The sequence below is a fragment of the Acutalibacter muris genome (assembly GCF_002201475.1).
Lineage (GTDB): Bacteria > Bacillota > Clostridia > Oscillospirales > Acutalibacteraceae > Acutalibacter > Acutalibacter muris.
The window spans coordinates 1999674-2020965 of record NZ_CP021422.1; the positions used below are offsets into that span (position 1 = coordinate 1999674).

Below are 21292 nucleotides of genomic sequence, written 5' to 3' on the forward strand. Positions count from 1 at the left end.
GCCTTTCACTTAAATCTTGGGAGGAATCCGTATATGAAACATACCGTTTTTACCGGTGTAGGCACTGCCCTCATCACCCCTTTTAACCATAGAGGAGAAATCCTTTGGGAGGAACTGGAAAAGCTTGTGGAGCTCCAGATAAGCGGCGGTGCTGACGCTATCATTGCCTGCGGCACCACAGGTGAAGCTGCCACCATGAGCAGCGAGGAGCATTTAAAGGTCATCGCCTTCATTATTGAGAAGGTCAAGGGTCGGGTGCCGGTTATAGCTGGCACCGGCAGCAACGACACCTGCTTCTGCGTGGACCTTTCCCTGGAGGCGAAGGCCCTGGGCGCAGACGGTCTGCTGCTGGTGACGCCGTACTACAATAAGACCTCGCAGAAGGGGCTTATTGAGAGCTTCAACTATATCGCGGACTGTGTTGAAATGCCCTGTATTCTCTATAACGTGCCCGCCCGTACCGGGTGCAATATACAGCCCTCCACCTATAGGGAGCTGGCAAAGAACCCATATATCGTGGCCACAAAGGAGGCCAACGGCGACACGGCCGCGGTGGCGCGAACCATTGCTTTGTGCGGAGACGACCTGACCGTGTACTCCGGCGAGGACAATCAGGCCCTAGCAATTATGGCTCTTGGTGGTAAAGGCGTTATCTCTGTGTTTTCAAACGCCCTGCCCGGCGAGATGCACCGTCTGAGCGAAGCTATGCTCATGGGCGACCTGACCGCCGCCAGGCAGCTGAACAGCCGGTATATCGACCTGATGGACGGCTTCTTTATGGACGTAAATCCGATCCCCATTAAGGAAGCCCTGCATCAGATGGGGATAATCTCCACTAACTTTTGCCGTATGCCGCTTACCACCATGCCCGACGATAAAAAGGCGGCACTGGAAGCGCTGCTTAAAAGGCATGGCTTGGTGCAGTAATAGCCTGAAAGCATAAAGTATAATGAACGGATGTGAAAATATGACCGATATTCTGCTCTGCGGCTGTTCAGGTAAGATGGGTACGGCTGTAAGAAATATTGTAGCAAACCGTCAGGACTGTCAAATCTCTGCGGGTTTTGATCAAGTCCCGATGCAACTGGATTTCCCAGTATACACGGCTATGGAATCCATTGCCGAACATGTGGATGTTGTGGTGGATTTCTCCCATCCCACCGCTCTTAAGTCCCTCCTTCAATACTGTAAAAAAAACAGCACACCGGCTGTGCTGTGTACCACGGGGTATTCTGCGGAACAGGTAAAAAACGTGGAGGAGGCCGCCAGGGAGCTGCCAGTGTTTTACTCCAGAAATATGTCCTTGGGCATAAATTTGCTTATGGAACTGGTAAAGACCGCCGAGAGCGTGCTGGGCGACGGCTTTGATGTAGAGATCGTCGAAGCCCATCATAACCAGAAGATAGACGCTCCCAGCGGCACAGCCCTGATGCTGGCCGACGCTGTAAATGGGGTGCGGGAAAACCGTATGAAATATACCTATGACCGTCACTCCCAGAGAAAAAAGAGGGAGCAAAATGAGCTCGGAATACACTCCGTCCGGGGCGGCACCATTGTGGGCGAGCACCAGGTGATCTTCGCCGGACAGCATGAGGTGATAACCCTCTCCCACTCCGCCCAGTCCAAAGAGCTTTTCGCTGTGGGCGCGGTGAACGCCGCCGTGTTTATGGCCGGGCGTGGGCCGGGGCTTTACGACATGGGCGATCTGATCCGGGACGGCATATAAAAAGGAGGATAAGACAAAATGGGTGCAAACACTGTGATAAGCACCGTGGACAATATCACCCTGGTGACCCTGGTGGGCTTTCCCGCCCAGGTGGACTCCATTGCCACGATACTCAAATCTATAGCCGAATACAACATCAACATCGACATGATCTCCATGGCCCCAACACACGGGGCTTTCACGGGGCTTTCCTTTACCATCTCTGACAATGACCTGGTGGAGGTGCTGGCCTTCACTACAAAGCTGAAAAAAGAGACCAACGTCAATGTGATAGTCAGCTCTGTGAACCACAAAATTTCCGTGTACGACCCGGCAATGAAGAATACCCCCGGCATTGCAGCCAAGGTGTTTGACGCCATTGCTGGGACAAAGGCCGATTTGCGGCTGATAACCACCTCAGAGGTGGAGATTTCCCTGCTGGTCACTGAGGCTGACTTCGATACCGTATTGTCAGCCATCCAGAATGCCGTGCTATAGGAACTTATTGATTTGAATATTAAAGAGAGCTTTCCGGGTGTTCGGAAGGCTCTCTTTTTCATATGGCCCCAGCTATCCATACTATGACGGGGAACAAATAAACTGCCATAATAGCTATGCCAAAGCCCAGCCCCAGCAAAACAGGGGCACATCGGTACCACGTGGCCTTTAGCTTGACCGCCAGCCGCTTTTTACAGAACAGCCTGCATAATACCAGCAGAACTATCGTGGACGCGCTTATAGCCGCCCCTGGCAACAGTCCGGCGGGAATATAGCTGACTATAATTTCACTGCGGCCCGTTGACAGAGGTATCTCCATAAAACAGTCCAGCACCTGTTTGGGGTGCACCACCCGGCCGTTCACCTGAACCTTCATCCCGCTGTACTGCGGCACTGACAGGAAAAGCACCTGTCCCTCTTGTGCCTCCACACTGCCAGCTATTCTTCCTTTATCGTACCGAAGTTCAGCGTTTACAAGGGAGTCCGTCAGCGGCTTTGTATCTTTTAAGCCCCACACGCCAAAGGAACATACCCGCATCCGCTTCTTAACGGCCACCTCCACTGTAACAGTCTCATTTTCAAAGCTGCCCAGCCAAAATATGCCGTTGCAGCGCTGGGTTGGGTAGTTTTCAGCTACTTCTTCTCCGTTCACCTTTATAGAAAATCCATCGTTTATAGCCTCGCGCAGGTTGGTGGATATACAGTCGAAAGCGTCGAAGTACAAGGTTTCCCTCTGCCCCACCTGTATCTGATATCGAAAAACGCCCTCTTCTAAAGCTATCTTGCCGTTCTGCTCCAACGGCAGGCCCTCTACCGGCTCATAGCGCGTGAACAGCGGCTGGCCGGTGATGCGCTCACACAGCTCATTTTGCAGCTGAATACGGTCCCCCAGCTCCAGATTTTCTGGCAGCGCTCCGGCAGGCACAATATACCCCAGGCCCCCGCTGCCTGTGGGAGTCCAGTTAAGGCTACCGTCAATCACATATTTATTTGACATGAGGATATCGCTGACAAGAGTGCCGCAGCAGCCTGAGGTCTCCATCCAATAGGAGGAATACCCCAGCTTTTTCATTACGGCAAGATAACGCGCGTCAGTTAGGGACGTATAGTGGTTCAGCGTGGGATACCCCATACCCCCCAACAGGTTTACATGACAGAACTTGCTGTCCTGTTTTACCCGGTACAGGCTGTCGTCATCAATGGGTGGAGCTGATAGTACAGATAAACTGTTAGACGGCACATTGGCCGCAGAGCCTATAAATGCCGGTACTTGTACGATTGATTGCAGCAGCACAAGCGCCAGTAATGCCCGGGAACCGAAGCGGCGGGAGCAGCCTCTTGTGTGCGCGAAGCACACCACCAGCAACACCGCCAGACATGCCAGCCAGAATACGGAAAGATATAGGAACCCCTTGTCGCTTACCCATAAGGTTGATGTATATGAGCTTATTTCCTCAAAATGAGTATATAGGATATACACTCCCAGCATCGCCGGCAATAAAAGTATCAGCGCTAACCATTTTGGCCGGTGTTTTGAGCTTTCGGGTAATGAGCTTAGACTCAGAGCCAGATACCAGAGCCCAAAGAATATAGGCATATACCCATAGCGCACCGGGAAAGCCTGATAGCTACCCATATGCCATAGCTTATTTACCGGCTCTAGCAGTATTGGTAACACCGTAATGCCCCAGCACAGCCTTATGGCCCCGGTCTTTGCGCTTCTGGAGGGTACAAATAGTGGCGTGACGGCTCCTATCGTGCACAACAGTACCGGTAGCGTCGTACCCATCTTTGTAAACATCCTGCCGGATTGTACTGACTGTACTACACCGCCCCCAGTACGCGCCGATGAAAGGCACTGTAGTAGCGAGGGCAGCCATACCACTGCCGTTGCCAACAGTGCGGCTATCGCGCCGAATCCCAATTTGCCCGCCAGCTCACCCCGCCGCTCCTTCGTGGCACAGCGGAAGATGAAAACCGTGCCGAATATTATCATGCCCAGAAGCAGCATATAGCTAAGATAATAGTTAAAAACAATGTTCAACGCAAAGCATACTGCAAGCAAACACACCCTGCCCTTCTCCATCAGTTTGACAAAGCCCAGCATAGTCAAGGGAAACAGATAGAGTATATCCAACCACACAAGATTCTGGTAATACATCAGACCATACCCGCATAGCCCATAGCCGATACACAGCGCTAGATGGGCCGGCAACTCCAAAGACGGGGTTTCATGCCGGAAAAATATGGAGGCCGTGGACGCAGCCAGGGAGAGCTTTATAAGCACCAGCACATTTACCAAAAGGTAGATATCCGCCTTCTCCACAAACAGCACCGACAGATGCAGCGGACTTGCTAGAAAGAAGAAAAATACTCCCCAGAAGCTCATGCCCCCGGCGTTCTGCATATTGAGGAACCACCCGGCTTTTCCGGTAAAGACCTCTTTCATCTCCATCAGCAGTGGTATTACCTGCTGTGACATATCGCACCAGGAGAGGGTCTTTCCTCCAAAGGGATATAGGCCGAAGACGGTATATATAACGCTTAGAAGGGCCGCACAGCATAGGGCGGCCGAAAAATGGATAAGGCATACTTTTCTCATAGAGAAAGTATGCCTTATTTTTGTTAAGCTATTCCAAATTTTCTGTTAGGAATTTATGTCGGATACATTACAAGTTTCTTACAGCACCGCCTTATGGAACACCTTCTTACCCTTCTTTATGACAAGCCCCTCTTTCAGCTGGCTCTCGGTGAAGTTTGCCGAAATGTCAGAAACCTTCTCCTCATTGACAGTAACGCCACCCTGCTGGACAAGTCTGCGGCCCTCTCCCTTAGAGCTGGCAAGGCCGGTCTTCACCAGCAGGTCAAGGACACCTACTACGCCGTCTGTCAAGTCGCTCTCAGCAAGCTGGGTGGTGGGCATATTGGCGGTATTTCCCCCGACGCTGAACAGGGCCCTTGCGCCCTCCTGGGCTTTATTGGCCTCCTCCTCGCCGTGGACCATTCTGGTAAGCTCGAAAGCCAATATCTCTTTGGCCTGATTTATCTGGCTGTCCTTCCAGTGGGCCATCTCGTCTATCTGCTCCAGAGGCAGGAAGGTGAGCATCCTGAGACACTTTATAACGCTGCCGTCGTCCACGTTGCGCCAATACTGGTAGAAGTCGAAGGGCGAGGTCTTGTTGGGGTCCAGCCACACGGCGTTGCCGGCGGTCTTGCCCATCTTCTTGCCCTGGGAGTCGGTCAGGAGGGTTATGGTCATGGCGGGAGCGTCCTTCGAGAGCTTGCGGCGGATAAGCTCCGTTCCGCCCAGCATATTGCTCCACTGGTCGTCGCCGCCCACCTGGACGTTGCAGCCGTTATGCTTATACATATGGTAAAAGTCGTAGGACTGCATGATCATATAGTTGAACTCGAGGAAAGACAGCCCCTTCTCCATTCTCTGCTTGTAACAGTCTGCCCGAAGCATATTGTTCACCGAGAAGCAGGCCCCCACCTCCCGGAGTATCTCGATATAGCCGATGTCACAGAGCCAGTCGGCGTTGTTGAGCATTATGGCCTTGCCCTCGCCGAAGTCGATGAACTTCTCCATCTGCCGGCGGAAGCATTCGGCGTTGTGGTCTATGTCCTCTCGGGTCAGCATAGGGCGCATGTCTGTGCGGCCCGAGGGGTCGCCTATCATGGTGGTGGCCCCGCCGATAAGGGCGATGGGCTTATTCCCCGCCATCTGTAAGCGCTTCATCATGGTAAGGGCCATAAAGTGCCCGGCGGTCAGGCTGTCGGCCGTGCAGTCGAAGCCGATATAAAATACCGCCTTGCCGTTGTTGAACAGGTCCCTTAAATGGCCCTCGTCGGTGGTCTGGGCAATGAGCCCTCTGGCCTGGAGTTCCTCAAAAATCTGCATTTTTCTCATCCTTTCTCTCTTTCTATCACTTTTTCATATCCAACCTCATCCATTCCCGGCCGGATATTGGTGACCTCACCGGTGCGCCTGTAGCCCAGGCTCTCATAGAACCGGCACAGCCCAGGCTCCTGGAGGATAGTGCCCAGGGACCAGCGCTGGTTTTCCGGGTACAGCTCCTCTAACAGAAGCATGGCCTTATGGCCCACGCCCCTCCCCTGACACTCAGGCATTATACCTATTGGGGTTATGTGCAGGGCGCTTTCGGTATGTTTCACGCCAACATACCCCACCTCCCTGCCGTCCAGCAGGATAAAGTAGTAGTCCCTCTCCGACAGCTTGCGCCTTAAGTTTGACAGCAGCTCCATGGCCGGGTTTGTGTCATAGTCCTGATACTTCTCCAGCAGAGCATTGAACGCAAGTTTCTGCACGGCCAGCAGGGCTTCGGCGTCCTCCAGTCCCGCTGGTTTAAGTGTTACCATATTCATCACCTTCCCGCCGACGCGAAAAGCCCTCTGTAAAAGCCAGCGTCAGCATAGCTTTAACAGAGGGCGAACATTGTCGCGGTACCACCTCAGTTCACCGCGGCCTCACGGCCCCGGTCTCGACAGGTACGACAGCTTGAGATACAGTAGTATCGAAAGCTATTATACCCTGGCGCTGTAACGCGCGCCGCGCGGCTTTCCCTACTTTTGCGTTCCGAAAAGCGGCTCAGGAAGGTATCTTCAGCACCGCCATGCTCCCGCTTGCACCAACCGCGGGCTCTCTTTGCCATATAGAGCGGCTCCTACATATTTCCGTCACAGCCATTAGCGCTATTTTAACCTATATTTCCTGGTTTGTCAAGCCCTTTTCAACATTTCCCCGGCCATATCCAACTGGAGCTGGGTTATCTCCTCGCCGCCGATTATGCGGGCCAGTTCCCGCTTACGGCCCTCCAAGTCCAGGGGCTCCACCTGGGTGTAAGTACGGCCTTTCTCCACATGCTTGCTGATGCGCAGGTGGTGGTCGGCCATGGCGGCTATCTGAGCCAGGTGGGTGATACAGAGCACCTGGCGGTTCTCGCTGACCTGCCGCAGCTTCTCCCCGATGCGATTGGCCGCCGCTCCGCTAACCCCCGCGTCCACCTCGTCGAAGATAAGGGTATCTATCTTATCTCTACCGGAAAGCACCGTCTTTACCGCCAGCATAATGCGCGACAGCTCGCCGCCGGAAGCTATCTTCGACAGGGGCTTCGGCGGCTCGCCCTTATTGGCCGATACCAGGAATTGCAGCTTGTCACAGCCGGTAGGCGTAAGTGGTACGCGCTCTATCTGGGTGATGAACTCCACTCCGGGCATATTCAAAAATGCAAGCTCAGCCTTAACCTGTTTTGTAAAGCGCTCGCCGGCGGCCCGGCGCTTTGCCGAAAGTTCCTTGGCAAGGGCGATGGCCTTCTGCTTTTCCTGCTCGTATTCCGCGCCAAGGCGCTCCTTTTCCTCGTCAGAAAACTCTATCTTGTGAAGCTCCTCCCGGCAGTCCGCCAAATATTGGAGCATCTGCTCCTCGCTCTCGCCGTACTTTAAGCCCAATCGGTACAGAAGGTCCAGCCGCCCTTCTATCTCGTCCAGGGCCGCCGGGTCAAAGTCTACCGAAAGACTCTGAAGGGCCACCTCCGCGTCCTCCAAAAGAAAGCCCGCCTCCCGCAGCTTCTGCACTGGCTCCTCCAGCTGTGACATATATCCGGCTACGCGCTCCAGCTCCCCGGCGGCGGCAGACACATCGGAAAGTATGCCGCTGCGCTCCTCGTCCCCGGAGAGCAGCCCCTTTACCATCTCTATAGCCGAGGATATGTGCTCGGAATTTCTGGCGATGTCCCTGCTCTCCGCAAGGCTTTCCCTCTCGCCAGGGGTGATGTTTGCCCCCTCCAGCTCCTCTATCTGATAGCGCAATAGGTCCCTCCTGCGGCTCTTCTCGTTCTCGTCCGTGTTCAAGTCACGCAGCTGCCGTTGCAATTCCCGCAGCCGCTTATAGCTCTGCCGGTATTTTTCCAGCAGAGTTTCCAGTTTGCCGAAGCTGTCAATATATGTCATGTGCAGCTCTGGGGACAGCAGCTCGTAGCTTTCGTGCTGGCCGTGGATGCCCACAAGCCTTGGGGCGATGCTCTTGAGCATGGAAACCGTTGCAGGTGCGCCGTTCAGCTTGCAGGCGGACTTACCCTCAAGCTTAATGTCCCGCTGTACAAGCAGAGAACCGTCCTCCTCCCTGGGCACTGACATACCGTCCAAGATAGCTAAAACGTCCTCCGACAGCCCGGTAAACATGGCCGAGACTGACGCCGACGACTCTCCCGTGCGCACCAGTTCCTTAGAGGTACGCTCTCCCAACACGGCGTGGAGGGCGTCGATTATCATGGATTTGCCTGCGCCGGTCTCGCCGGTCAGCACCGTAAAGCCGGGTTCCAAATCGATGGAGGCCCTCTCTATAACGGCGATATTGTTTATAAACAGCTCTGAAAGCACGTGCGAAAGCCTCCTGTTCCTGTGCTTTTGATAATCATATGAGCTTTTGAAGCTCCTCCATGGTTTGCCTGGCGGCTGTCTCTGTGCGGCATACCACCAGGATTGTGTCCTCCCCGGCAAGGGTGCCTACAAAATCCTTCCAGTACATGGCGTCCATAGAAGCACAGACCGCCTGGGCCATGCCGTTCATGCACTTTATCACCAGCATATTCATGGCATAGTCCACAGAAATCGCACTGTCGGTAAACAGCGAGTGGAACTTTGACGACATATCCGCATTGCCTTCGCTGCCGGTGGAATATTTGTACCTGCCGCTGCCGGACAGGGTCTTTATCAGGCGCAGCTCCTTTATGTCCCGGGAAACGGTGGCCTGGGTAACGTCGAAGCCGGCCTCGCGCAGATGGCGCAGAAGCTCGTCCTGGGTCTCTATATCGTGCTCTCGTATCAGTTCTAAAATCTTTGCATGTCGACGGGTCTTCATTCTGGGTCCTTTCCGGCAGATATAATCTCAGCCTTATTTATTGATTTTCCAGCAGCTTTTGGTTCAGAATGTCGTAAAAGCTGTTGTTCGTAAGTTTAATAAACCGGGCATAGCGCCTGGCCCGGGTGAAGACAAGCCTGTCCCCGGCCCGCAGTTCTACCGGCTCCGCGCCGTCCACGGTTAGAAAGAGCCTGCCCCGATTGCGTGGTATATCCACCACAAGTCGGGTGTCCGGGGCAAAGGCCACGCTGCGGTTAAAGAGGGAGTGTGGGCAGATGGGCGTGTATATCATGCAGTCCAGCGTGGGCTCCACCACAGGCCCCCCCGCCGAGAGGGAGTAGGCAGTGGAGCCTGTGGGGGTGGCCACAAGAAAGCCGTCGGCCCGGTACAGATAGCTGGAGTTGCCGCCTATGGCCATTCTGTACTCCACTATCTTGGCAAGCTCTGCGGACACCACCGCATCGTTAAGAGCATAAAACCTGCGCTGGTCCTCCTCCGAGTACAGAGAAACCTCCAGCATCATCCTGCGCTCCTCGTGCCACCGGCCTTTTATGAGCTTTGGCAAAAGGTGCAGCTGCCCGGGCTCAAGGCCGGCGGTAAAGCCCAGCTTTCCGGCGTTGAGCCCCAAAAGGGGTATGTTCAGCTCCGCCGCCAGCTTTGCCGCGCTGATTATGGTGCCGTCTCCGCCCACTGCCAGCAGTACGTCGCAGTCCCGCAAAAGCTTTGCGGCCTCACCCCGCTGGGACCCCTCCCCATACATGCCTGATATAGAAACAGTCTCACAGCCTGAAGCGACCAGTAATCTGGCAGCCTCCTCAGCAAGGGAGGGCGCCTGCTTTTTTACAGGGTTTGGGGCTATGGCTATTTTCATAGGGTCCCACCTCATTTATCCAAGCTGGCGTGTGACGCCGTCACAACCTCTTTTGCCTTTGGCACGCCCGCACAAAGCTCAGGCGAATCAGACCGCTCCAGTAATATCAGGTACTCGATATTCCCCTCCGGCCCCTTCACAGGCGAAAAGTCCAGGCCCAGCACGGAAAATCCATTATTAATAGCGAAGCCGGTTATCTTTTCAATGACATCCATATGCACCGCCGGTTCACGAACAACACCTTTTTTGCCTACCTTCTCCCGGCCCGCTTCAAACTGAGGTTTTATCAGGCAGACGCCCCGGCCCTTCCCAGAGAGAAGCTTGCGTATGGCGGGCAGTACCAATGCAAGGGATATAAACGACACGTCCACCGAAAAGAAGCCTATATCCTCCGGCACCTGTTCCCGGGATAGATAGCGGGCATTGGTGCGTTCCAGGTTTACCACCCTGGAGTCGTTGCGCAGCTGCCAGGCAAGCTGTCCATAGCCCACATCAACGGAATACACCCTTTTTGCGCCGTTTTGCAGCATACAATCCGTAAAGCCGCCGGTGGAGGCCCCAATGTCCATGCAGGTAAGCCCGCAGAGCTCAATCCCGAACGCGGCTATGGCCTTCTCCAGCTTCAACCCGCCCCGGCTCACATACCTGAGCCCGCTGCTCCGGCACTCGACGTGCGCCTCCTCCGGGTAGAGGTCCCCGGGCTTGTCGGCTTTCTGGTTGTCCACATATACGTCCCCAGCCATGATAAGCGCTTTTGCGCGCTCTCTGCTGGTGGCAAGTCCCCGGTCCATAACCAGCATATCAAGCCTCTTTCTCGGCAAATTCAGCTCCCTCCTCTTTGTAGTGCTCAAGCACTGTCCTACAGATGCCCCCTGTACTCAAACCCAGCTGCTCCAATGCTCGGAACATGGGCGCGTGCTTTATAAAGGGCTGGTCTATGGCCCTCAGCACGTACCGGCCGGCAAAGCCGCCCTCCAGCAGCAGAGCGGCAAAATACTCGCCCACCCCTCCCTGACGTATGCCCTCCTCAAAGAAGAACACCTGAGGGCAGTCAAGGACCTCACTGACAGCGTCAGCAGCTATCGGTATCACCCTGTTGAGCTTCAGCAGCTTCACATCTATGCCCCGGGCCCCGAGCTTGTCCGCAGCTTCGGCTGCGAAAGAAAACAGCCTACCATAGGTGACGATACATATCTCAGCGCTGTGGCTGCCGTATACAAAGTAGGACTCCGTGCCGCTATGGAAGTATACGGGCTTATATAACTCCCTTCCACGGGGATAGCGTATGGCGCAAAGACCTCGGCCCTTCTCTGCCAAATACGCCGTCTGCTCTCTAAGCTCCCCAAAATAGGCGGGCGAATAGAGTGTCACCCCAGGTACCGTCCTGAGAAAGGCCACATCGAACAGCCCCTGGTGGGTCATGCCGTCCTCGCCCACAATACCCGCCCGGTCTATCGCCAATAAAACCTTGACCTTTTGGAGAGCAACGTCGTGTATCAGCTGGTCATAGCACCTCTGCAAAAAGGTGGAGTATACGGCAAACACCGGCAGCATCCCCCCCGCCGCCAACCCTCCGGCAAAGGTCACGGCGTGTTCCTCCGCGATGCCCACGTCGTAAAAGCGTCCCTTGAACTGCTGACGGAAACCCGCCAGCCCCGTGCCCTCGGCCATGGCGGCGGTGATGGCGCATATTTTCTCGTCCTTCTCCGCCAGCCTGCACAGAGTTTGACCGAACACGTCGGAAAAGGTCTGGGCCTTCTCCCCTGGGTCACCGGTGTCCACGTTAAAACCGGATATCCCATGGTACAAGGTAGGCGACTGTTCGGCGTACTGGTACCCCTTGCCCTTATAGGTGCGCACATGGATAAGCACAGGCTTTTTCAGCAGCTTCGCGGCCTCCAGGGTCTCAGAAAGCTCCTTTATATTGTGGCCGTCAAAGGGACCATAATAGGCAAAGCCCAGATCGCTGAAAATAGTGGAGTTATAAAGCAGCTTTTTGATATTGCTCTTGGCTCGGCGCATGAGCCTTGCAATGGGCTTACCCACCAGCGGCACACGCCCAAGCGCGTCCTCGACGCTGCTCTTTGCCTTGATATAGCCGGGCTTTGTGCGCATATATGTCAGGTATCTCGCCAGGGACCCCACGTTTTTGGAAATAGACATGGTATTGTCGTTTAGTATCACGATAAGATTGCGCCGGAACTGCCCGGCATTATTTAGTCCCTCAAAGGCCAGACCCCCGGTAAGGGCTCCGTCGCCAATGACGGCCACCACCCGGCTGTCATCCTCCTGTAGACGGCAGGCTTCTGAAAGGCCCAGGGCCGAGGAAATAGAAGCGCTGCTGTGGCCGCTGGTAAAACTATCACATGGGCTCTCCTCTCGGTTAGGAAAGCCGGAGAGCCCCCCCTCCCGGCGCAGTGTGGAAAACTTCGAATAGCGCCCGGTGAGAAGCTTATAGGGGTAACTCTGGTGGCCCACGTCCCAAACGATGGAGTCCTTGGGCGGCGAAAAAGTCAGGCACAGGGCCACGGTCAGCTCCACTACCCCAAGGTTCGAGGCCAGGTGCCCGCCGTTGTCGGACACCGTTCGGATTATGACCTCCCGCATCTCCTCACAGAGCGTCTCCAGTTCCTGGCGGCTCAGCTGCCGAAGGTCCTGGGGCGAGCGGATTTTTTCCAGAATTTTACCCATAACTGCGCCATACGGCCCGGGACGCCCGGCCGCTCCTTTCCCTTTAGTTTCTGCCTATGCCGTTTTGCAGCTTTGCCGCAGTGACGGTGTTCTGCATAAGCATAGCGATGGTCATCGGCCCTACCCCTCCGGGGACAGGGGTTATGCACCCGGCTATTTTCTCTGCCTCGGCAAATACCACATCGCCGCAAAGCTTTCCGTTTTCATCCCGGTTCATGCCCACGTCTATCACCGCCGCTCCGGGCTTTATCATGTCCCCGGTAACAAAACCGGCCTTGCCCACCGCTGAAACCAGGATATCCGCCCTGCGGCAGATATCGGAGAGTTCCCTGGTCCTGCTATGGCATACAGTGACCGTGCCGTTATTCTGCATAAGGAGCATTGCCATAGGCTTGCCCACAATGTCGCTGCGGCCTATCACCACGCAATCCTTCCCAGCAATCTCCACTCCCGCAGAGTGCAGCAGCTCGATGACCCCTGCCGGGGTACACGGCAGAAAGATCTGCCTGCCTTGCATAAGCTTGCCCACATTATAAGGGTGGAACGCGTCCACGTCCTTCTGCGGGTCTATGGCCTCCACCAGCGCGGATTCCTCCAGCCCCTTTGGCAGCGGAGACTGAACTAGTATGCCGCTTATCTTCGGTTTCTTATTCAGCCGATCCACCAGGGCCAGCAACTCCTCCTGAGTGGTCTCCTCCGGCAGGGCATACTCCTCCGAGTATATACCCGTCTCTTGACAGGCCTTCTTCTTGTTGTTTACATAAACCCTAGAGGCCGGGTCGCTGCCAACTATCACCACCGCAAGGCCTGGAACAATGCCTCTCTCCTTCAGCGCGGCAGTTTCCTCAGCAGCCCTGGCTTTCACCTTGGCCGCAACGGCCTTTCCGTCTATGCGCAGAGCCATGCTCTCACCCTCTTTCCTTTTCCTTTTTATCCTTCTTCTTGGCTTTATCCGGCTTTTCCCGGTTCTCGCTTTCGTTCTCCTCCTTCTTATCCCCGGTCTCCTCAAAGGGCGGAAGGTCTCCGAAAATGGTGCTGGCCTGCAAGGAGGGATCCACCTCTGCCTTTATCAGCCCCACCGACTCCATCACATGCCTGTTGCCGCAGCCGGAGAGGTCGTTCCTATTGCGGAACACTATGAGCAGTATTACTCCCACCAGCACACAGCCCGCCGCCACCAGCTGGGACGTCTTGGGTCCCCCCGGGAACAGCACAAGGCTGTCCGTGCGGGTGCCCTCAATAAAGAAGCGCACCACGCCGTACCAGATAAGGTACAGAATAAAGGTCTGTCCGTCATACCGCCGGTACTTTCTTGTGAAGATATGCAGCAGCACAAATCCCAGGAGACACAAGAGAGATTCATACAAAAAGCAGGGGTGCACGGCCACGCCGCCGGTATTGTCGCTCACCATGCCCCAGGGCAGATCCGTGGGCCCGCCGAAGCACTCTTGGTTCACGAAGTTTCCCCAGCGGCCCACACCCTGGCCGATAAGAAAGCCAAGGCAGGCTATATCAAGCACCGCCGGCACCCGAAGCCCACGCCATTTGGCCACAAGGCCGCCGATAAGCAGAGCGCCTATAACGCCGCCGTATATGGCAATTCCACCATCATGTATCTTGAGGATATCTATCGGGTTTTCAAAATACCTATTATGGCCCGTGCTGTCATAATAGAACACCACATAATAGAGTCTGGCGAAAACAATTCCGCCAATGGTGCCGGCTATCACCGCATCAATAAGCTTGTCCATGCTGATATTCATTTTCTTTACGCTCCGCCAGGCATACAGCACCGCCAGCAGATATCCCAAGGCAATTATCACCCCATACCAGCGAATGCTATAGCTCTCAGTAAGCGTAAGCGCCACCTCGTTGACCTTGACGCTTATCCCCATTCCGGGAAATTCAACAATGTGCTCCACCTGATAAACCCATCCTTTCTCTAAAGGCTATATTGGCCATATCACCGACAGCACGCTGCGGTCGTCGCGTAGTGTCTCCAGCTTTTGACGGACCTGTGGCAGCGTAAGCCCGGCCAGCGCGTCAATGTAGGTAAAGAGCTCCATGCCCTTAAAGGCAAAATCAATGACCCAGCTGGCTATCCCCGCCGCATGGTTCAAGGCTGAGATACTCTCACCATACAAGCTTCGCTTGGCCCATCGGAAATCTTCTTCTGTGATCCCCTCTTTTTGAAGCCTTGCCACCTCGCTGCGGATAAGTTCCGCGGCCGCCTCTGGGTCCCTGGATTCTCCGCCGAACATGACTGTAGCATAGCCGGAGCCTTCAAAATAATCCCGGCTAAAGCTGGCCTCGTTTATCAGTCCCCCGTCTAAAAGCTTACGGAACATCGGCGAGGCGTCGGAGGCCAATATAGCCAGAAGAGCGCTCATAGCCGCCATGTCTGTTTCTTTGCGGGGCTTTTTTGCGTCCTCTTTATAGCCGAACTGGAAGACTGGCATAGCTACCGACAGCTTCTGCTCTATAAATGGCCGGACAACGGTATCCGGCTCTTTTGGGAATACCCTCTTTACGCTTATAAGCGGGGAGGGCTTCAGCATTTCGTCACAGACAGTAATTACCTTATCCACATCAAATTTTCCGGAGAGCACCAGGGCCATATTATTTAGATTATAGAAAGTATTATAACAGCGGTACAGGTGTTCAGGGGTAATCTCAGCTATACTCTCTATGGTTCCGGCCGCGTCCTTGCGCACAGGGTGGCTGTGGTACATGGCTTGAAGATAATTAAAGAACACTCTCCATCCGGGAAGATCCTCATACATCTTTATCTCCTGCCCAATTATCCCCTGCTCCTTCGCCACGGTTTCCTCTGTGAAATATGGCGACTGCACAAAGTCCAGCAGTATGCGCAGTGAATCGTACAGCCTATCCGTGCAGGAGAACACGTAGCAGGTGGACTCAAAGCCCGTAAAGGCGTTGGCGTTGGCGCCGGTCTCGGCATAGCGCGCAAAGGCGTCGCCGTCCTCGCTTTCAAACAGCTTGTGCTCAAGATAGTGGGCAATACCCTCGGGGAAGGTCTCCGCCGAAGCCTCGTCACTGCGCTGGAAACAGTTGTCAATAGAGCCGTACTTTGTTCCAAACACCGCCCGGGTGCTCCGGCCGTTTTCCTTGGGGTACAGATAGATATCCAGCCCCGAAGGGTGACGGCCCTTATAGTAAAAGTCGCCGGTCCGCGCACTCTCAACCCTTTTCAGCTCCATCACTCCCCGCCTCCCTTCAGCTTGTAGATGACCGCCGGTTCAAGGCGGTTCGCGGCCTCCACCACGTCCTCCACGGTGTACTCCATCAGAAGGTCCGCCGCCCGCTCCGGCGACAGGTCCGGCTGATCAAAGGCACGGCCCAAATACCAGCCCTCCACCCTGTGAAGGGTATCCCGCACCGAACGCAGGCTGTTGCGCATATAGAGCTTTGCGTACTCCAGCTCCTCCTTCGTGACCTCGCCCCTCTGCAGGGCGGTAAGCTGGGCCAGTATGGCCTCCTCTGTCCGCTCAAGGTTTTCGGTCTCCACTCCGCTCTCAATAAACAGCGCGTTATTGACCCACGAGAAGGTGCTGTCGCAATAGTAGCAAAGGCCCTGTTTCTCCCTGACGTTCTGGAACAGCTTGGAACTGGTGGGCTCACCCAGCACAGCGCTCATCAGCTGGAACAGCAGCCGCTCCTCTTTGGGGACCTTGGCCCGGAAAGCCATGGCCAGCTTTGATTGGGAAACAGGCTGGCGCTCGGTAACCCTCCGCAGCTCCGGCGGCTCATAGGCCACCTGACCCAGCTTATAGGCATGACCTACTTTGGAAAACCTTTCCCTGATAGCTTCCACGTCGGGCCGGCAGTCGCCCAGGGCGAATATCTCGAACCTGGCGTTCTCCAGCAGTTCCTCCCAAGCCCCTTTCAGCTCCTCACAGGTCAAGGCCTCTATCTCCTCCCTACTGCCCAAGCGGTCCAGACCTGCGGGCCTGCCCTCAAAAAGCAGCTCGTGGCATCGCTGGTGGGCATATATCATCTTGTCGCTGAACTCCGCGTCCTTCTGCTCCAGCTGCTGCCGCTTCTCCTGGGTAAAGCCGTCCAGGGGGAACAAGCCGTCCTCCTCCTTCAGCGGGTCAAAAAGCACGCTGAATAAGAGGCCTGTCAGCTTTTGAAACATATCCTCTCCGTCAAGGGCATACCGGCTGGCTATGCCCCCCACGGACAGCCCCAGGGCCTGATACTCCCCTATCTTCTGCACCCCCGAGCCCAGGCTCGCCCCATAGAGCTCCGCAAGCCGGCGGCCCAGCGCGGTGTAGTCCGGGTACTCCCGGGTGGCACGGCTCACAAGGGCGGGCAGCAGGGCATACTTCGCCGCCGTGGCCTTGTCAATCGGCAAAAGCATATTCACAGACACCCGCATGGTCTTGAAGCTGGGGTCTATAAAGCTTTTCAGCACAACGGTCTCGCTGATGGGACAGGTCATGATCTCGCTCATCCAAACGCTTCCTTATTCTCAGATTATACGGCGGTTATACACCATAATGTATATTATACCACAGATATGGGAAAATGAAAAGCCCCGTTTACAGTGTACCGAAAATCCTGTCCCCTGCGTCCCCCAACCCCGGCAGGATATAGCCGTTCTCGTTGAGCTTCTCGTCCACCGCCGCGCAGTATATCTGCACATCCGGGTGGGTCTTTGTCAGGACCTCCAGGCCCTCAGGGGCGGCGATTATGCACAGGAACTTGATGCTCTTTGGGTGGCTGCGCTTCACAAGGGTGATGGCGTCCATGGCCGAGCCGCCGGTGGCCAGCATGGGGTCCAGCACGATAACGTCCCTCTCGGTGATGTCCTGGGGCAGCTTATTATAGTATTCCACCGGCTTCAGTGTGTCGTGGTCCCGATATAGCCCAATATGCCCAACCTTTGCAGAGGGCACCAGGTTCAGCATACCGTCCACCATGCCCAGGCCCGCCCGGAGTATTGGCACAAAGGCCAGCTTGCGCCCGGCTATCACCTTGGTGGTGGTCTTCTGCATGGGGGTCACCGTCTCTACGTCCATAAGGGGCAGGTCCCGAGTGGCCTCATAGCACATGAGGGTGGCTATCTCGCTGACAAGCTCCCTGAACTCCTTGGTGCCCGTGTCAACACTTCGCAGGAAGGTCAGCTTGTGCTGGATGAGCGGGTGGTCCATAACAAAAACATTATCATAACTTTTCATGGTATTTTCTCCTTTATAATCTTCCGGCTTCGATGTCCGCTATCTGCCCCACCCGGCGGGCGTGGCGGCCGCCCTCAAAATCCGTATTGATAAATTTGTCAAGTATTTTCACCGCTGTCCCGCCGTCCACCACCTTGCCGCCCATGCACAGGATATTGGCGTTGTTATCCTTGCGGGTAAGCTCCGCGCAGAGCTCGTTGGTAACAACGGCGGCACGTATGCCCACCACCTTGTTGGCGGCAATGGAGATGCCTATACCCGTGGAGCACACCAGCACCCCCAGATCGGCATCACCGCCGGACACGTCCTTCGCCACCTTTAGGGCTATAAGCGGATAATCCACCGAGTCCGTGCTGTGGGTGCCAAAGTCCACATACTCTATACCCTTCTCTTTCAAATACGCCCTAATACTCTCCAGGACCTCAAAGCCCCCGTGGTCACAGCCTACCGCAAGTTTCATTTTACATCCTCCCTATTCATCTGTTTTGCTTTCAGTTCCCTCTCCGCCTGGGGCATACGCAGGTATGCGGGCATCAATTCGCCCGCCGTGACCCACTGCCGTTCCCCTGCCAGCAGCGCCACGCTGCCGGCACGCTGGAAACGCACCGGTTCCGGGGCCAGCCTTGCGCCCCACGCGGCGAACTCCTTATAGCACACCTGCGCGCCGTCTCCGAAAAGCACCAGCCGTTCACCATAGCTCCGGCACTCCCGGCTCAGCTCCTCAAGGGATATGGCGCGGTCCTCTGTCAGTCGGGCAAGGCCGGTATCTTCCACCTCAAAAAGCGCATTGTAGACCTGACCGCAGCGGGCATCCATAGCCGCGCATATAATGCTGCCCACAAGGCCAGCGCCGCCATAGGCGATCCCCTCCAAGGTTGAAATACCGCAGCAGGCAGTATTGTTCGGCAAGGCCATACCCTTTACACACGCTACGCCAATGCGCACTCCTGTAAAGGAGCCAGGCCCGTTGGCAACGGCAATGCAGTCCAGGTCCCGTACCTTCAAGCTGAGATTTGCCAACAACGACTTCACCATGGGCAGAAGGGTCTGGCTGTGGGTTTGCTTGGTGTTCACAAAAAATTCCCCCAGCAGCCGCCCGTCCTGCACAACGGCGGCCGAAGCCGGCCCCGCAGAGGATTCTATCCCCAGAATAAGCATTAAAGCTCCCCCCTCCAGCCTCTAATAGTGATCATGCGCTGTGTCTCAGCGTCCCCAGGGCATATGTCTATAAATATCGTGCCCTCCGGCAGCGCGCCTTCTATATTCTCGCTCCACTCAATAGCCAGCACCCGGTCGGCGTCCAGATAGTCGAAAAAGCCGGTGGAGTAGAGGCTTTCCCAGGTATCTATGCGGTACATATCAAAATGCTCCAGGGTGAGCCTGCCCCTATACTCGTTCACTATGGCGAAGGTGGGGCTGCTTGCCACGTCCCCGGCCCCAAGGCCTATGGCCAAGCCTCGGGTAAAGGCGGTCTTTCCCGCCCCCATGCCACCTGTAAAGGCGATGACCTCACCACCCTTGAGCCTGCGGGCAAGGCGCTCCCCAAGGGCCTGGGTTTCGCCCGGCGAATTTGTCGTAAAGCAAAACTCCTTGTCAGAACAGCCCATGTATCACCGCGTTATCGTCCACGTCAATCTTCTCCGCCGCCGGCACCTTGGGCAGCCCGGGCATGGTCATGATATCCCCCGCATAGGCCACCACAAAGCCCGCCCCGGAGGACAGCTTCAGATCCCTGATCGTCACTGTAAACCCTGTAGGCCTGCCCAGCAGGGTTGGGTCGTCAGAGAGGGAATACTGGGTTTTTGCTATACAGACCGGCATTTTGTCGCCGCCCAGAGCCTTTATCTCTTTCAGGGACTTATTTGCCTGATTAGTGAAAGCGACACCCGCCGCACCGTAAATTTTGCTGGCGATATCGTTTATCTTCTCCTCCACCGGGGCATCGTCGGGATAGATGGGCGCAAATTTGGATTTTTTGCAGTCTATCACGTCGCAGACGGTCTTTGCCAGCTCCATGCCGCCCTCACCGCCCTTGCCGAATACCTCGGACAGGGCATAGCTGACTCCCAGCTCCCTGCAGCAGCTGTCTATTACGCCCAGCTCCGCGTCCGTATCGGTGCCGAAGCGGTTGATAGCCACCACCACCGGCACGCCGAACTTATGCATATTCTCCACATGGGCCTTGAGATTCACAATGCCCTTTTTTAGCGCTTCTACGTTCTCCGTGGAGAGCTCCGCCTTCGGTACGCCGCCGTTATATTTCAGGGCACGCACGGTAGCCACCACCACCACGCAGTCCGGCGCAAGCCCCGCCATGCGGCACTTGATGTCCATAAATTTCTCCGCCCCCAGGTCAGATCCGAAGCCCGCCTCGGTTATGCAGTAGTCCGCAAGCTTTAACGCCAGTCTTGTGGCCCGCACAGAGTTGCAGCCGTGGGCAATGTTTGCAAAGGGCCCGCCGTGCATGATGGCGGGAGTTCCCTCTATAGTCTGCACCAGATTGGGGTTGATGGCATCCCTCAAAAGCGCGGCCATGGCCCCCTGGGCCTTAATATCCCGGGCATAGACGGGCTTGCCCTCATAATCGTAGGCTATGAGGATATTCCCCAGTCGCTCCTTCAGGTCCACGGTGTCTTTTGCAAGGCAAAGTATAGCCATGACCTCGCTGGCCACGGTGATGATAAAGTTATCCTCCCTGGGCACACCGTTTATTTTACCGCCCAGCCCAACTATTACGTTGCGCAGAGCCCTGTCGTTCATATCAAGGCAGCGCTTGATGAGAATCCGCCGTGGGTCTATCCCCAGGGGGTTCCCCTGCTGGAGATGGTTGTCAAGCATAGCGCAGCACAGGTTATTGGCCGAGGTTATAGCGTGCATATCCCCGGTAAAGTGAAGATTTATATCCTCCATGGGCAGCACCTGGGCATAGCCGCCTCCGGCCGCGCCGCCCTTGATACCAAACACCGGCCCCAGAGAAGGCTCTCTAAGAGCTATAATGGCATTCTTGCCTATCTTCGCCATAGCCTGTCCCAGGCCGGCGGTGGTGGTGGTCTTCCCCTCTCCGGCGGGGGTCGGGTTAATGGCGGTAACAAGTATCAGCTTACCGTCCCTGCGGTCCTTCAGTCTGCTCATGGCCTTATCGCTGATCTTTGCCTTATACCTGCCGTAAAACTCCAGCTCCTCCTCCAGAAGCCCCAGCTTCTCCCCAATCTCCTTTATGGGCTTCAGCTCTACGCTCTGGGCGATCTCAATGTCAGTCAGCATGGCTCGCGTCAACACCTTTCAGCAAATTTTCTTTATGGCTCTATCATTATAGTGTATCTTTGCGAAATAGTAAAGAGTGAATCGGAAAAAAGAAACAAACAAGGTTTTTCGGTCTTGCCCACTGCCGTCGGATATGTTATAATAACAAAACAGGTCAACATAATTGATGTGCCGTCTTT

At 55.5% G+C, this 21292-nt stretch carries 20 protein-coding genes and 1 other annotated feature; of the genes, 3 read left to right on the forward strand and 17 right to left on the reverse strand.

All coding sequences use genetic code 11. The annotated features are described in order from the left end of the window. Nucleotides 1-33: 33 nt before the first annotated feature. Genes dapA through ADH66_RS10260 form a run of 3 tightly spaced genes read left to right on the forward strand, consistent with a single transcriptional unit; the run spans nt 34 to nt 2203 of the window. Nucleotides 34-927 carry a 4-hydroxy-tetrahydrodipicolinate synthase gene (dapA, locus tag ADH66_RS10250; RefSeq protein WP_066541148.1) on the forward strand — a complete coding sequence of 298 codons (894 nt, stop codon included), beginning with the start codon at nt 34-36 and terminating at the stop codon, nt 925-927. A 40-nt stretch (nt 928-967) separates the two neighbouring features. Next, nucleotides 968-1726 carry a 4-hydroxy-tetrahydrodipicolinate reductase gene (gene dapB, locus ADH66_RS10255; RefSeq protein ID WP_066541147.1) on the forward strand — a complete coding sequence of 253 codons (759 nt, stop codon included), beginning with the start codon at nt 968-970 and terminating at the stop codon, nt 1724-1726. 18 nt (nt 1727-1744) lie between these two features. Continuing rightward, nucleotides 1745-2203 carry an ACT domain-containing protein gene (locus ADH66_RS10260; protein ID WP_066541145.1) on the forward strand — a complete coding sequence of 153 codons (459 nt, stop codon included), beginning with the start codon at nt 1745-1747 and terminating at the stop codon, nt 2201-2203. A 58-nt stretch (nt 2204-2261) separates the two neighbouring features. Here ADH66_RS10260 and ADH66_RS10265 read toward each other — a convergent pair whose 3' ends face one another. The 17 genes from ADH66_RS10265 to ADH66_RS10345 form a co-directional block, all read right to left on the reverse strand. After that, nucleotides 2262-4805 (reverse strand): YfhO family protein, encoded by a 2544-nt coding sequence (locus ADH66_RS10265; RefSeq protein WP_084384549.1) that lies wholly within the window; start codon nt 4803-4805, stop codon nt 2262-2264. A gap of 78 nt (nt 4806-4883) precedes the next feature. Then, nucleotides 4884-6104: a tyrosine--tRNA ligase gene (tyrS, locus tag ADH66_RS10270; RefSeq protein ID WP_066542037.1), complete on the reverse strand. Its 1221-nt coding sequence runs from the start codon at nt 6102-6104 to the stop codon at nt 4884-4886. A 5-nt stretch (nt 6105-6109) separates the two neighbouring features. After that, nucleotides 6110-6583 (reverse strand): GNAT family N-acetyltransferase, encoded by a 474-nt coding sequence (locus tag ADH66_RS10275; RefSeq protein ID WP_157767207.1) that lies wholly within the window; start codon nt 6581-6583, stop codon nt 6110-6112. 62 nt (nt 6584-6645) lie between these two features. After that, nucleotides 6646-6914: a binding site (T-box leader), on the reverse strand. Nucleotides 6915-6943: 29 nt separating this feature from the next. Beyond that, a complete protein-coding gene (gene recN / locus ADH66_RS10280; protein WP_066541138.1) occupies nt 6944-8602 on the reverse strand; it encodes a DNA repair protein RecN in 1659 nt (552 codons plus the stop codon). Nucleotides 8603-8636: 34 nt separating this feature from the next. Further along, on the reverse strand, nt 8637-9083 hold the full coding sequence (gene argR / locus ADH66_RS10285) for an arginine repressor (RefSeq protein WP_066541136.1): 447 nt from the start codon (nt 9081-9083) through the stop codon (nt 8637-8639). A gap of 37 nt (nt 9084-9120) precedes the next feature. After that, the gene (locus ADH66_RS10290) at nt 9121-9954 is read right to left on the reverse strand and encodes an NAD(+)/NADH kinase (protein ID WP_066541135.1); all 834 of its coding nucleotides are present in this window, start codon (nt 9952-9954) and stop codon (nt 9121-9123) included. An 11-nt stretch (nt 9955-9965) separates the two neighbouring features. Further along, nucleotides 9966-10754 carry a TlyA family RNA methyltransferase gene (locus ADH66_RS10295; RefSeq protein WP_066541134.1) on the reverse strand — a complete coding sequence of 263 codons (789 nt, stop codon included), beginning with the start codon at nt 10752-10754 and terminating at the stop codon, nt 9966-9968. A 1-nt stretch (nt 10755) separates the two neighbouring features. Next, nucleotides 10756-12645, reverse strand: a complete 1890-nt coding sequence (gene dxs / locus ADH66_RS10300; protein WP_066541133.1) for a 1-deoxy-D-xylulose-5-phosphate synthase — start codon at nt 12643-12645, stop codon at nt 10756-10758. Nucleotides 12646-12688: 43 nt separating this feature from the next. Then, nucleotides 12689-13549, reverse strand: coding sequence for a bifunctional methylenetetrahydrofolate dehydrogenase/methenyltetrahydrofolate cyclohydrolase FolD (gene folD / locus ADH66_RS10305; protein ID WP_066541132.1), 861 nt, complete (start codon nt 13547-13549; stop codon nt 12689-12691). Between the two features lie 4 nt (nt 13550-13553). After that, nucleotides 13554-14567, reverse strand: coding sequence for a prolipoprotein diacylglyceryl transferase (lgt, locus tag ADH66_RS10310; protein ID WP_066541131.1), 1014 nt, complete (start codon nt 14565-14567; stop codon nt 13554-13556). Between the two features lie 27 nt (nt 14568-14594). Then, the gene (gene yfmH, locus ADH66_RS10315; RefSeq protein ID WP_066541130.1) at nt 14595-15866 is read right to left on the reverse strand and encodes an EF-P 5-aminopentanol modification-associated protein YfmH; all 1272 of its coding nucleotides are present in this window, start codon (nt 15864-15866) and stop codon (nt 14595-14597) included. Next, a complete protein-coding gene (locus ADH66_RS10320) occupies nt 15866-17122 on the reverse strand; it encodes a M16 family metallopeptidase (RefSeq protein WP_066541124.1) in 1257 nt (418 codons plus the stop codon). The genes yfmH and ADH66_RS10320 overlap by 1 nt, the downstream gene beginning before the upstream one ends. A gap of 88 nt (nt 17123-17210) precedes the next feature. Further along, nucleotides 17211-17849, reverse strand: coding sequence for a uracil phosphoribosyltransferase (gene upp, locus ADH66_RS10325; RefSeq protein WP_066541122.1), 639 nt, complete (start codon nt 17847-17849; stop codon nt 17211-17213). 13 nt (nt 17850-17862) lie between these two features. After that, on the reverse strand, nt 17863-18309 hold the full coding sequence (gene rpiB / locus ADH66_RS10330; RefSeq protein ID WP_066541120.1) for a ribose 5-phosphate isomerase B: 447 nt from the start codon (nt 18307-18309) through the stop codon (nt 17863-17865). Beyond that, nucleotides 18306-19007: a tRNA (adenosine(37)-N6)-threonylcarbamoyltransferase complex dimerization subunit type 1 TsaB gene (tsaB, locus tag ADH66_RS10335; RefSeq protein WP_066541118.1), complete on the reverse strand. Its 702-nt coding sequence runs from the start codon at nt 19005-19007 to the stop codon at nt 18306-18308. The genes rpiB and tsaB overlap by 4 nt, the downstream gene beginning before the upstream one ends. After that, nucleotides 19007-19456, reverse strand: a complete 450-nt coding sequence (gene tsaE, locus ADH66_RS10340; protein WP_066541116.1) for a tRNA (adenosine(37)-N6)-threonylcarbamoyltransferase complex ATPase subunit type 1 TsaE — start codon at nt 19454-19456, stop codon at nt 19007-19009. Before tsaE ends, tsaB begins: the two co-directional genes overlap by 1 nt. Further along, the gene (locus ADH66_RS10345) at nt 19443-21113 is read right to left on the reverse strand and encodes a formate--tetrahydrofolate ligase (protein WP_066541114.1); all 1671 of its coding nucleotides are present in this window, start codon (nt 21111-21113) and stop codon (nt 19443-19445) included. The genes tsaE and ADH66_RS10345 overlap by 14 nt, the downstream gene beginning before the upstream one ends. Between the last annotated feature and the right edge of the window lie 179 nt (nt 21114-21292).